This window comes from Bombilactobacillus sp. ESL1092 (genome assembly GCF_058107465.1).
In genome coordinates, this window is sequence record NZ_CM176594.1 from 1,476,871 (window position 1) to 1,490,379 (window position 13,509).

General features: G+C 38.1%; 11 protein-coding genes. 9 read left to right on the plus strand and 2 right to left on the minus strand.

What is annotated here, in order from left to right; all coding sequences use genetic code 11:
- The first annotated feature begins 304 nt into the window (after positions 1–304).
- Both rny and AC3B6Y_RS06900 read left to right on the plus strand, forming a co-directional pair.
- Positions 305–1,867: a ribonuclease Y gene (gene rny, locus AC3B6Y_RS06895; protein WP_489757356.1), complete on the plus strand. Its 1,563-nt coding sequence runs from the start codon at positions 305–307 to the stop codon at positions 1,865–1,867.
- A 98-nt stretch (positions 1,868–1,965) separates the two neighbouring features.
- Positions 1,966–3,084 (plus strand): glycosyltransferase family 4 protein, encoded by a 1,119-nt coding sequence (locus AC3B6Y_RS06900; RefSeq protein WP_489790800.1) that lies wholly within the window; start codon positions 1,966–1,968, stop codon positions 3,082–3,084.
- Here AC3B6Y_RS06900 and AC3B6Y_RS06905 read toward each other — a convergent pair.
- Entirely contained in the window at positions 3,053–3,679 is a 627-nt protein-coding gene (locus tag AC3B6Y_RS06905; protein WP_489790802.1) for a YigZ family protein, read from the minus strand. The genes AC3B6Y_RS06900 and AC3B6Y_RS06905 overlap by 32 nt on opposite strands.
- Before the next feature lie 44 nt (positions 3,680–3,723).
- Here AC3B6Y_RS06905 and AC3B6Y_RS06910 point away from each other — a divergent pair, with 44 nt between their 5' ends.
- The 7 genes from AC3B6Y_RS06910 (at position 3,724) to AC3B6Y_RS06940 (ending at position 12,475) form a co-directional block, all read left to right on the plus strand.
- Positions 3,724–5,004 carry a DEAD/DEAH box helicase family protein gene (locus tag AC3B6Y_RS06910; RefSeq protein ID WP_489790804.1) on the plus strand — a complete coding sequence of 427 codons (1,281 nt, stop codon included), beginning with the start codon at positions 3,724–3,726 and terminating at the stop codon, positions 5,002–5,004.
- A complete protein-coding gene (locus AC3B6Y_RS06915) occupies positions 4,997–5,680 on the plus strand; it encodes a ComF family protein (protein ID WP_489769099.1) in 684 nt (227 codons plus the stop codon). Before AC3B6Y_RS06910 ends, AC3B6Y_RS06915 begins: the two co-directional genes overlap by 8 nt.
- 80 nt (positions 5,681–5,760) lie before the next feature.
- The gene (hpf, locus tag AC3B6Y_RS06920) at positions 5,761–6,309 is read left to right on the plus strand and encodes a ribosome hibernation-promoting factor, HPF/YfiA family (RefSeq protein ID WP_489757361.1); all 549 of its coding nucleotides are present in this window, start codon (positions 5,761–5,763) and stop codon (positions 6,307–6,309) included.
- A gap of 154 nt (positions 6,310–6,463) precedes the next feature.
- Positions 6,464–8,824 carry a preprotein translocase subunit SecA gene (gene secA, locus AC3B6Y_RS06925; protein ID WP_489757362.1) on the plus strand — a complete coding sequence of 787 codons (2,361 nt, stop codon included), beginning with the start codon at positions 6,464–6,466 and terminating at the stop codon, positions 8,822–8,824.
- A 50-nt stretch (positions 8,825–8,874) separates the two neighbouring features.
- A protein-coding gene (prfB, locus tag AC3B6Y_RS06930) for a peptide chain release factor 2 (protein ID WP_489769098.1) occupies positions 8,875–10,003 on the plus strand; the annotation gives its coding sequence in 2 pieces (ribosomal slippage) (positions 8,875–8,946 and positions 8,948–10,003; 1,128 coding nt in all).
- Positions 10,004–10,010: 7 nt separating this feature from the next.
- Positions 10,011–10,679, plus strand: coding sequence for a response regulator transcription factor (locus AC3B6Y_RS06935; RefSeq protein ID WP_489774849.1), 669 nt, complete (start codon positions 10,011–10,013; stop codon positions 10,677–10,679).
- Between the two features lie 116 nt (positions 10,680–10,795).
- Positions 10,796–12,475: a sensor histidine kinase gene (locus AC3B6Y_RS06940; protein ID WP_489790806.1), complete on the plus strand. Its 1,680-nt coding sequence runs from the start codon at positions 10,796–10,798 to the stop codon at positions 12,473–12,475.
- Between the two features lie 86 nt (positions 12,476–12,561).
- Here AC3B6Y_RS06940 and AC3B6Y_RS06945 read toward each other — a convergent pair whose 3' ends face one another.
- Positions 12,562–13,404, minus strand: a complete 843-nt coding sequence (locus AC3B6Y_RS06945) for an SPFH domain-containing protein (RefSeq protein WP_489774850.1) — start codon at positions 13,402–13,404, stop codon at positions 12,562–12,564.
- Positions 13,405–13,509: the final 105 nt, after the last annotated feature.

Here is a 13,509-nt window from a genome sequence, read left to right on the forward strand (position 1 = left end):
GATTTGCCTATTATCGAAACTTTTTAACGTTAAAGTTCTGATTCAAATAAACATTCGTTGACAGTTTGCCCAATAAACAATAATATTAATATGTACCGAGTTTTAAAGCAGTAATTTAATTAAGTGCTTTATCTAGGTGCCAATAAAATAGAAAAAGAAACTGAAACGAATGTGCTTATTTGAATGTTTTAAGTTTAATAGTCAGGTTGAAATTTTTTAGTTACTTTCTAAAAAATTAACTTGCTTGATGGTAAGCCGTTTTATTTCAGTCTCTGAAGTCATTAGTGTGGCTGGAGGGATTTAAATGGCAGTTTTAATCGCCCTAATAGTCGCGCTGGGGTTATTAGTTATTGGTACTGTAGTTGGTTTTTTGATTAGAAAAAATGTCTACGAAAAAAGTTTAGAGCAGGCAGGACAATCGGCAGCACAAATTATTGTGGATGCTAAAAAAGCTGCTGCATCTGCCAAAAAAGAGGCATTGATCGAAGCACGTGAGGAAAGTCACAAGTATCGTCAGGAACAAGAAGATGATCTGCGTGATCGCCGTAAGGAATTACAACGGCAGGAAAATCGAATGTTGCAGCGAGAAGAAACTTTAGATCGCAAAGATAACTCGCTGGATCAACGTGAACATTCTTTAGAGAAACGTGAACAAAAGATTGATACTACAGAACAACAATTAGAACAACAGACAAAGCAAATTTCTTCTACCTTAACTCAGCAACAAAATAAATTAGAAGAAGTTGCGGCCATGACACATGAACAGGCCCGTAACTATCTTTTAAAACAAATTGATGAACATTTAGTTCAAGAAAAAGCCCGTTTGATTCGTAATAGTGAAGAAGCAGCCAAGCAAGATGCTGATAAGTGTGCTAAACAAATTATTGTTGATGCTATTCAGCAAAGTGCAGCGGATACTGTTTCTGAATCCACAGTTACAACTGTTTCTTTACCTAATGAAGAAATGAAGGGTCGAATCATTGGGCGTGAAGGTCGCAATATTCGTACTTTAGAATCTTTAACAGGAATTGATGTAATTATTGATGACACACCACAGGCGGTGGCTTTGAGTGGCTTTGATCCCATTCGGCGTGAAATTGCGCGGTTGTCATTGGAAAAATTAATTTCCGACGGACGAATTCATCCAGCTCGTATTGAAGAGATGGTTGATAAGTCACGTAAAGAAATGGATACACGTATTCGTGAATTAGGTGAGCAGACTGTTTACGATTTGGGAATTCATAGTATTAATCCCGATTTAATTAAGATTATCGGACGATTGAATTTCCGGACTAGTTATGGTCAAAATGTCTTGAGCCATTCAATTGAAGTTGCAAAATTAGCAGGAACTATGGCTGCTGAATTAGGTGAAGATGAGACTTTGGCGCGGCGTGCAGGATTGCTACATGATATTGGCAAAGCATTAGATCACGAAATTGAAGGATCACATGTTGAAATTGGTGTCGATATTACAAGTAAGTACAAAGAACCCAAAGTGGTAGTTAATACGATTGCTTCGCATCATGGTGATGTTGAACCACAATCGATGATTGCAGTATTGGTGGCTGCGGCAGATGCGATTTCTGCTGCTCGTCCTGGAGCTCGTTCTGAATCAATGGAAAATTATATTCATCGATTGGAAAAGCTGGAAAATATTGCTAATAGTTATGATGGCGTTGATCATAGTTATGCAATTCAAGCAGGACGTGAGATTCGGATTATGGTAAAGCCAGAACAAATTTCCGATAATCAAGCAACAATTTTGTCGCGGAAAATTCGCAATCAAATTGAAAAAGAATTAGAATATCCGGGTCATATCAAAGTAACAGTGATTCGTGAAACTCGAAAAATTGCTTATGCTAAATAAGGCATAAGCTTTTTTTAAGTAAAAAATTAATAAAAGTTGTATTCAAGTAGAGCAAATATTATAATTTCCTTTGTATGTGAAAGGAGTCGCTACCAACGATGTTAAGTGTGATTGTAAAATTGGTTTTAACAATGATTATTGCAGCAGTAATAACTCCTTTTGTTCGTAAATTGGCCCTGGTATTGGGAGCTGTTGATAATCCTAATGCGCGGCGAGTTAATAAAAAGCCAATGCCCACACTGGGCGGTTTAGCTATTTTTTTAGCGTTTAATTTTTCGACTTTTGTCTTATTACGTGCCCAATTTCCCACACATGAATTGTTTAGTGTTTTTTTAGCAGAATGTATTATTTTATTGACGGGTTTGATTGACGATATTCGAGAATTAAAGCCGATGCAAAAAATGTTTGGGATTTTAATTGCAGCATTAGTAGTTTATTTTTTGGCTGGAATTAAAATGACTTATGTTGTCTTGCCTTTTGTAGGTTCCTTTCAATTAGGTTGGCTCGGTTTGCCAGTGACAGTATTTTGGATTTTGGCAATTACGAATGCGGTTAACTTGATTGATGGATTGGATGGGTTGGCCACTGGCGTTTCGATCATTGCACTGTTTACCATGGGCGTAATTGGTTACTTTTTTTCATCTGTGGGTAATACTTATGTGACGATCTGGATTTTTGCGATGGTGGCTTCCTTAGTGGGCTTTTTGCCACATAATTTTCATCCGGCAAAAATTTTTTTGGGAGATACTGGTGCACTGTTTGTGGGCTTTATGATTGCTGTCTTTTCTTTAAAAGGATTAAAGAACGTCACTTTTATTTCTTTAGTCATTCCGATTGTGATTTTAGGAGTGCCAATTAGTGATACGGTCTATGCCATGTTAAGACGGTTTTTGAATAACAAGCCCATTTCTCAGGCGGACAGACATCACTTACATCATCGTTTGATGCAATTGGGTTTGAGCCATCGCCAAACGGTGTTAGTCATTTATGGTTTATCATTAGTCTTTTCTTTTATTGCCTTACTATATCCGGTTTCCTCTTTTTGGGGTAGTATTTTACTAACTATTGCTGTGTTAATTGGCTTGGAGCTCTTTGTGGAATCAATTGGTTTAGTTGGAGAGAATCGCCAACCTCTGTTACATGCAATTCAAAAATTAGTTAAACGTTTGGAAAAAGATGATGAAGTTACTTTAAATAAGGAATCTCATGAAAAGTAGTAGGTCCCATTTGCACGGGGATTTGTGCGTGTAGTTGGTTATTAAGATCGGTGAGAAAATTCGGAGTCTGTTGTTGATCAAGTAGTAATGTTAGTTGGACTTGAGCGGCATAATTGGTATTAACTAGATTAACAGGTTGCTGTTTGAGCCAGTAATTGATCAGGTCTAGCTGTTTATAAGTTAAGGTAACAAGCAGCTGTTGTTGCAACACAATTTGCACACGTCCTGCTTGATTAATAGCATCTGCAACACTTTGACGGTAAGCGCGAATTAAACCACCGCCACCGAGTTTAATTCCGCCAAAAAAACGGGTGACTACGGCTAGTGTATTTTGAACTTGCATAGCTTGTAAAGTTTCTAACATAGGTATTCCGGCAGTGCCTCGGGGCTCACCATCGTCACTGGCGTGTTGCTGTAAATTATCAATAATATAAGCACTACAATGATGACTAGCTTTGCTAGTCTTTTTTTTGATGTCTGTTAAAAAATCTTGCGCTTCATTAACGCTTTGCACGCGTTTAAGTGAAGTAATGAACCGAGATTTTTTAATAACTAGTTCATTCGTAAAATCTTGCGCGATTGTAATTTTAGGCAAAAAAATTCTCCTTTTTATCGTAATTAATTTAAGGTGAGTAATTGATGGATGTAAAACAATTATCTGGACGACTATTAGTTCTAGATTCACCGACAACTTATACTAAAGCTATTCCTGCACTATATAAACTTGATGGAAATCAATTTTGTTGTCGTCGGTGCCAGACGGTTAATGATTGGCGAGTTTATAGTTTGCCAGGTGATAATTTTTATTGTCCAGCCTGTCTAAGCTTAGGACGTTTAACTAATCATAATTATCTAATTGCGATTGCTGAGCAGAATCAATTTCCAGTAATTCAGCAACCGTTGACGTGGACTGGGCAATTAACAGCTGCTCAAACAATCATTTCGCACAAACTTTGTCAAATAGAGCGAGCCAAACAGGATCATTTGGTGTGGGCAGTAACTGGTAGTGGTAAAACTGAAATGTTATTTAAAGTTTTACAGCAAGCGGTTATTCAAAGAGAACGAATTGCTTGGGTTGCTCCGCGAGTGGATGTTTGTAATGAAATTTATCCACGATTGCAAGCAGCTTTTCAACCAGTTAGTTTGGCACTATTACATGGACAAGGTGCTAGCCAATATTATTATTCACAAATCTTAGTTTGTACAGTCCATCAGCTATTAAAATTTTACCAAGCGTTTGATTTGATAGTTCTGGATGAATGTGATTCGTATCCATATGTTAATAATTTAATGTTGCATAATGCCGTTAAAAACGCTTTGAAGCCAAAGCATTCACTAATTTCTTTGTCTGCCACGCCTAGTTTAGAATATTTACAATTGATCAAGAAGCAAAAATTATCCTATAGCTTACTAAGCCGCCGATTTCATGGACATGATTTACCAGAACCTAAATATTGTTGGGTCAATCATATTTCGATGCAGCAACTTCATTGGCGCCTAAAACGGCAAATTCGTGAACTTTTGGACAAACAACAACGTTTTTTATTATTTGTGGATAGTATTCGGCAAGCTGAACAATTATCACAGTTGTTGCAGCAAACCTATCCTGACTTACAACAAACTTATGTGCACGCCAAAGATGCAATGCGACAAATCAAAGTGCAAAAATTTCGCGCTGGTCAGTGGCAAGCACTGGTGACAACCACCGTTTTGGAACGAGGAGTAACGTTTGATAATATTGATGTCTTAGTTTGGCAGGCCGATTCCAAGCGTTTTACCCAACAAGCATTGGTTCAGATTGCTGGGAGAGCCGGGCGCAGTAGTAGTCATCCGGATAATCAAGTTTGGTTTTTTGGAACACATTATACAACTAATATTGCCCAGGCAATTCACCAAATTCGGCGGTTGAATTGTGCTTAAGCAATGTTTATTATGCCAAGAAGCGATTGTTTTTGAGCTGACACCGATGCAAGTTTTAGGAATTCAGCTAATTGATCCACCCGCGATTTGTCAGCGTTGTTTACAAGAATTTGCGCCAATTACGTCACCACATTGTCCGCAATGTTATAAAATGGGTTCCAGTAAACTGTGTTCAGATTGTCAATTATGGCAAAAACAAGGTTATCTAAATGTGCGCCATCGTGCTTTGTTTAAATATAATAATGCCATGCATGATTATTTTAAACGATATAAGCGCTATGGCGATTATGCCTTAAGGGCTTGTTTTCAAAGCCTAATCCACCAAAAATTACGGTCTTTTCAAGGCACAGTAGTTTATATTCCTAGTTCAACGGAGCATTTGCAGCAACGACATTTTGATCCAGTTGTCGGTCTTTTCAAGGAAGTAGTCGATTTAACACCAGCATTGATTAAGTTACCCACCCAGCAAGCACAAGCGCAAAAAAATCGCCGAGAAAGATTGCAAACGACTCAGTTTTTGCAATTTAATCATCAATATGATTCTATCTTATCAGTCAAACAAATCTTAGTGGTGGATGATATTTATACAACAGGGCGCACCATTTTGCACGCCTATGATTGTTTACGACAAGCGGGTTATCAGGGAGAAATTTCTTCGTTTTCTTTGGCCAGATGATTGGCTTTTTATTAATAAAATCATTATAATGTAAGTAGACCAATAGAAGTCTAATTGGCAAATGAAAAGGGGTGCTCTTCATGTTGACAATTAATGTTCGTGGAGAAAATATCGAAGTAACAGAGGCAATTAGAAGCTATATTGAGAAACGTTTAAATAATTTAAATAAGTATTTTAAAGATACTGATCATCCGATTGCTCATGTTAATTTAAAAGTTTATAGTAATAAAAATGCTAAGGTCGAAGTTACTATCCCATTGCCTTATTTGATTTTACGAGCCGAAAAAACGGATAAGGATATGTATAAAAGTATTGATGATGTTTTTGAAAAATTGGAACGACAAATTAGAAAATATAAAACTAGAATCAATCGGAAGTCGCGCGAAAAGGGGATTAAAGATTTTGATTTAACTGGTCCGAGCGATGAATCAGCTAATGATTCACAGGATTTGCCGATTGTCCGGACAAAGCGCGTTGCTTTAAAGCCGATGGATGCTCAAGAAGCAGTTTTGCAAATGGATATGTTAGGACATAACTTTTTTGTTTTTGAAGATGCTCAAACTAATGGAACAAGTATTGTCTATAAGCGAAATGATGGACGCTATGGTTTAATTGAAACTGATGAATGAGTTTGATTGAATTTTAATAATCGTTTTGATTGGTGGTCGGAATCTGAACTTCCGAGCACCTTTTTCGTTAATTAAGTTAGAGTTTAATTATTGCTACTAAAATGATAAGATATTATAGATGTACCAGATTGAAAGTACAGGAGAGATTTAATAAATGACGAATCCAATTAAAAAATGGGTAGAAAGTGACAAACGTGAAGTTAAGCGTATGGGCAAGATCGCGGATAAGGTAGAAGCCTACGCTGATGAATACGCGAAACTTTCGGATGAAGATTTACAGGCTAAAACTCCGGCTTTTCAAGAGCGATTAACCAAAGGTGAAACTTTAGATGATCTGTTGCCAGAAGCTTTTGCTACTGCACGAGAAGCTGCTAAACGCGTTTTAGGATTGTATCCATTTCGTGTACAAATTATTGGTGGTATTACCTTACATGAAGGTAATATTGCTGAAATGAAAACTGGTGAAGGAAAGACTTTAACCGCGACATTACCGGTTTACCTCAATGCTTTGACTGGTAAGGGTGTGCACGTTGTGACGGTTAACGAATATTTATCACAACGTGATGCTACAGAAATGGGGCAATTATATAATTGGCTGGGACTGAGCGTTGGTTTAAACTTAAATTCTAAAAGTGCAGAAGAAAAACGGGCTGCTTATAACTGTGATATTACGTACTCGACGAATAGTGAATTAGGTTTTGACTATTTGCGGGATAATATGGTTGTTTATAAAGAGCAAATGGTGCAACGGCCGTTAAATTACGCCATTGTCGATGAAGTGGACTCCATTTTAATTGATGAAGCGAGAACTCCATTGATTATTTCTGGACAAGCTGAGCAATCGACAGCACTTTATCTGCGAGCTGATCGGTTTGTCAAATCTTTGAATGAAGCTGATTATAAGATTGACTGGCCGACTAAGACCATTGGTTTAACTGAAAGTGGTATTAAAAAAGGTGAACAAACTTTTGCGTTAAAAAATCTTTATGATATTGATAACACTTTATTGAATCACCATATTGATCAAGCTTTACGAGCTAATTATATTATGGAATTAGATAAAGATTATGTGGTTAGTGATAAAAAGGTTATGATTGTTGATTCCTTTACTGGTCGGGTAATGGAAGGACGTCGGTTCTCAGATGGTTTGCACCAGGCTATTGAAGCCAAGGAAGGTGTCCCCATTCAAGATGAAACCAAGACCATGGCCAATATCACTTACCAAAACTTCTTTAGAATGTACGACAAGTTGTCGGGTATGACCGGAACAGCGAAAACTGAAGAAGAAGAATTTCGGGAAATTTATAACATGGAAGTTATTACAATTCCGACCAATAAACCAATTGCCCGGATTGATTATCCCGATGTGTTGTATCCAACACTCAAGAATAAATTCAAAGCGGTTATTGAAGATATTATTGAGCGCCATAAAAAAGGGCAGCCATTATTAGTCGGGACAGTTGCGGTGGAAACGTCTGAATATTTATCGCAGCAATTAAATAAGGCTCACATTCCTCATGCTGTTTTGAATGCGAAGAATCATGCTAAAGAAGCTGATATTATTTCACGTGCTGGTCAAAAAGGCGCTGTGACAATTGCAACGAACATGGCTGGTCGGGGAACTGATATTAAATTGGGACCTGGTGTCCGTGAAGTAGGCGGTTTATGTGTGATTGGTACCGAGCGGCATGAATCGCGGCGGATTGATAACCAGTTACGGGGCCGGTCCGGACGACAAGGTGATCCCGGTGAGACGATCTTCTATATGTCTTTAGAAGATGACTTAATGAAGCGTTTTGGTTCAGAGCGTATCAAGAACTTCTTGCAGTCGATGAAAATTGATGATGATGATGCTATTATTCAAAGTCGCATGATTACTCGTCAGGTTGAATCTGCACAAAAGCGGGTTGAAGGTAATAACTACGATACGCGGAAAAATACCTTGCAATACGATGATGTGATGCGGGAACAACGTGAAGTTATTTATAAGCAACGCATGCAAGTAATTACTGAAGAAAATAGTTTACAAGATGTTTTGGTACCAATGATGCAACGTACCATTGCCAGTGCGATTGATTCACGCACGTACGGGGATGCCAAAGATTGGGATTTAGATGGTATTTACGACTTTGCGATTAACGTTTTAGTTAGTCCAAAACAATTACAACGTTCCGATTTGGATGGCAAAACGGTGGATCAATTAAAAGAGTTGTTTAAACAATTTGTTCAAGAAAATTATGAACAAAAACAACAGCAGCTCCAAGATCCGCAACAAATGTTAGAATTTCAAAAAGTAGTTATTTTGCGGGTTGTTGATGAACACTGGACTAATCATATTGATGAAATGGATCAGTTACGGCAATCAATTGGTTTACGTGGCTATGGTCAGATGAACCCGTTAGTTGAATATCAAGAAGAAGGTTTTCGGATGTTCGAAAGCATGGTTGCTGATATTGAATATGATGTGACACGATTATTTATGAAGGCGGAAATTCGCCAAAATGCACAAAGATAAAAAACAGGCTGCGGCCTGTTTTTTTAGAAATGAAATATAGGAGTTTAAAGATGGAACTTGCGGATATTAAAGAACAACTAAGTCAAGCAGCTACAAAAATTGAGCAATTCGGGAGGTCTCTTTGACTTAGACGAGTTACAAGAGAGTATTGCTTTAAATGAACACGCCATGGCTCAAGCAGATTTTTGGCAAGATCGCGTTCACGCGCAGACCATTATTGCTCAAAATAATGTCTTAAAAGAAAAGTATGATAATTTTCGCCAGATGCAAACGAAATTGGCGGATCTACAGATTGCACTCGAATTACTGCAAGCAGATCCGACCGATCAGGAATTATTGACTACCACTGTTACAGATTTAACGGATTTACAGCAGCAACTGCAACAATATGAAACTGCCTTACTGTTAAGTGAACCTTATGATAGTCATAATGCGATTTTGGAAATTCATCCGGGTGCGGGTGGGACAGAATCCCAAGATTGGGGAGCGATGCTATTGCGCATGTATGAACGATGGGCTAAAAAACATAGTTTTGCCGTAGAATTGGCGGATTACCAAGCTGGTGATGAAGCCGGTCTGAAAAGTGTGACGTTAATTATTAAAGGTCATAATGCCTATGGCCTTTTACGTTCTGAGCATGGAGTGCATCGCTTAGTTCGGATTTCACCGTTTGATGCCGCTGGAAGGCGCCATACGTCTTTTGCTTCGGTAGAAGTTATGCCTGAGTTAGACCAAACGATTAATATTGAGATTAATCCGGATGATTTACGGGTAGATGTTTTCCGATCAAGTGGAGCTGGTGGCCAGCATATTAATAAAACATCCTCGGCAGTGCGCATCACCCATTTGCCAACAGGCATCGTTACGAGCTCGCAAGCTCAGCGCTCCCAATTACAAAACCGGGAGACGGCTATGAATATGTTACGTGCCAAATTGTATCAACGTGAACAGGAACAGCAGGCCCAACAGCAAGCGGCACTCAAAGGTGAACAATTAGATATTGGTTGGGGTTCACAAATTCGGTCGTATGTTTTTCATCCGTATACGATGGTCAAAGATCACCGTACTAATATGGAAACGGGTAATGGTCAAGCGGTTTTAGATGGTGACTTAGATGAATTTATGAATGCTTACTTGCAATGGAAGTTAAGTCAGCAGGATTTAAATGAAAAAGGGTAATTAACTCATGAAGAGAATCTTGGTAGTTGATGACGAACGTGCAATTGTAGAATTAGTGAAATATAATTTGGAACAAAATGATTTTCTGGTGCAAACAGCTACTGATGGCCAACATGCGTTACAAAAAATTGCAGAACAAGCGTTTGATTTAGTGCTACTAGATTTAATGCTGCCCCAATTTAATGGCTTACAGGTGTTAGAGCAATTGCGAGCACAACATAATCAAATTCCAGTCATCTTGATTACAGCGCGTGATGATGCACAAACCAAAGTACAAGGTCTGAATCTGGGGGCAGATGATTATATTACGAAGCCGTTCAACTTATCAGAATTAATCGCTCGGATTAATGCTATTTTGCGGCGGCAATCGACAACGGTAACGTCTGACAAGTTAAAGTTAGATCGGGCTAATTTTCAAGTAATTGTCAACCAACAAGCTATTGCGTTAACTAAAACGGAGTATAAATTATTTGACTATTTCTATAGCAATGCCAATCACACTTTAACTCGAGAGCAGTTAAGAGAACATCTTTGGGGAACGGCTGCTGAGCTTGATCGAGATTCTCGAGCAATTGATATCCAAGTAAGTCATTTGCGTGATAAAATTGAACAAAATCCCAAAGAGCCACAATATTTACAAACCATCCGCGGATTTGGTTATCGTTTAACAATTTAAAATTATTCAAGAAGTATTGCTATGATTTCGTGAAATCTTCAATTAATGTCTAATGATTAATAAGTAAAATAGCTGATAATTTTTCGTTTAATCCATGATTAATTCAGGAGAATAATATGAAACGACAGCGGCAGTTGATCTTAGGAACAATGTTTTTTGGTGGCTTAATTTATGGTTTTTGTTTATTTATATTAATTCAATTCAATAAGCAAGAACAAATCAACCATATCACGGCTTTAAAAGCAGATTATCAAGTTTTAAATCAGGATAATAAACCACAATTGCTGGCTACTTGGGCTGACGATCATCAGTTACGGGTGTTGACGATTAAAAAAGGACGACCGCAGAATGATTTACAAAAGCAAGCGCTGACGTTATTGAACCAAGATGTCTTGGATAGTAATCATCTTTACCGGATTCAAAAAGTTCACGGACAAAAATATATTTTTTATTTATTAACACCATCAGCGGTAACCAAGCGAAAAGTGATTGTCAAAAAATATCTTTCTGTGTGGGCTAGATCAAATTTAGTTGGGCTTTTTTCCGGTGGCTATTTGTTTTTATTATTGATTTTGTTGGCGAGTCAACTCCGAGCTGATCGCAATCAAAAAATATATCTGCAGGCCGCGATTGATAAGTTAAAACGCTTAAACCAAAAGCGCCACACACCGGCTTTAATTGCCTTAGATAATACGCCATATACAGATTTAATTAAAACTGTCAATGCCGTGACACAATACACTACCCAATTAGAAGCAACTAATCAACTGTTGGAGCAAAGCTTTTTTAGTTTATTACGCCATTTGCCATTAGGAATTATGTTGCTAGATGCACAAGGAGACGTTATTTTGCATAATCAAGCGCTGGTGGATATTTTAGGCAAAGAGATTGCTGATCAGCCACATCCTTTTGTTGAAGATATTAAAACCTACGCCTTAAGTCGGATGATTGAACACACGCTGCGCAAAAATCAAAATCATCATCAAGAAATTCAATTAATCGGTGATTCCAATTGTTTTGTTGATGCCAATGTTATTGAAATTGCCCGCGATCAAGCATTAACAGAACGCCAAGTCATAGTTATTTTGTATGATTTAACGCATGTGCATCAACTGGAACAACAGCAAAAAAATTTCATTGCGAATATTAGCCATGAATTGAAAACGCCGATTACAGCGATCTTAGGTTTTGCCGAGACGCTATTGAATGGCGCCCAAGATGATCCAGTCAAAAATACCCAATTTATTCAAATTATTCAAGAAGAAGCTCAGCGCTTAGTGGATTTGATTGAAGATGCTCTGACACTAGTTCGTTTAGAACAAACTTCGCAGTTAAATAGTCAACGTGTAAATGTTCAAGCACTAGTCGAACAAATTTTGCGGCAACAACAGCCCCAAATTGCGCAATTACAGTTACAAGTGACGACCAAATTTCAAGGGGATGTTTGGGTGAAGCTGGCTGGGGCGGAGTTACGGCAAATTTTGGAAAATTTAATTACTAATGCAGTGAAATATAACCGCCTCAATGGTCAGATTCATGTTCAAATACAACATGATGCAATTAACAAGCAGTTACGAATAAAAATTGGCGATACTGGCAGCGGTATTGCAAAGCAGGATCAACAACATGTTTTTGAACGCTTTTACCGTGCTGATAAATCACGCAACCACCAGATTAGTGGGACGGGCTTAGGTTTAGCTATTACACAACAAGCCGTCGAAGCATTACAGGGGCAAATCACCCTTACTAGTCGGTTAAATCAAGGAACGACAGTGACCGTATTATTACCATTATGATAAAAAGACGAGGTGGCAATTACGATAAGCTTGTGCAGCTTATTCTCCCACCTCGTCTTTTTAGTTTGGATATTATTTAATGAAAATCAACTCTCAGTTTGTTCCGATGCCGAAGGTTGCTTTTTTTGAATGGCTTGCGCTAACAAAGCAGTTTGACCAAAATCGTTGCTACTGTCGTTAGGCACGACGACTAAGTTAGTATCTGATGTGGCTAATGCTTGATAGGCAGCGATCGATTGGTTTTGAAAGAATTTATCGTCAACATGATCTAATCCCTTTTGAATAGTATCAATGCGATATTGTTCAGCGTCGGCCCGTGTTCTGGTTGCTTGTGCTTTGGCTTTAGCAGTGGCAATTAACGCGTTATTTTCGGCTTCATTAGTTAAACGAATGGATTCTGCTTCACCTTGCGCTTTAGCAATTGCGGCAATCCGTTCCCGATCAGCGGTTAATTGTTTATCCATAGCCTTTTGAATTTCTTGGGAAGGCAACAATTCGTCAATGTTAATACGATCGACTGTAATGCCGTAAATATTGGTTAAGTCACCGATGGCTTTGGAGAGGTCAGAATTAATACGTGCAGTAGAACCTAAAGCGGCGTTTAAATCCATCCGCCCGATAATATCCCGGAGGTGCCCGCGTACTAATTGGGCCATCGATTCAACTGAATCAGTATTGTTGTATTCAAACTTGATTGCATCTGTGACGTGGAAATTTAAAGTTACCGAAGTTGAAACCTCGGCGTTATCACTAGTGATGATGGAGTAGTGGGGCAGTTCGATGGGACGCATGGCCAAACTGACCGAAGTTATTTTTTGAGCTAAAGGTACATAAAAATGTAAACCAGGGGTTACGCTACGTTTATATTTGCCAAAGGTGGTCACTAAGCCTTGACAATTTTGGGCGATAATTTTGATTCCTAAGGGCATAAATCCTTCACCTCACGCAATTAATTAGTTATTTTTAGGTATTAAAGCTTACATTTAAATGATAAACATTTAATTTTAGAAAAGCAACTTAATTTTATCAGCAAT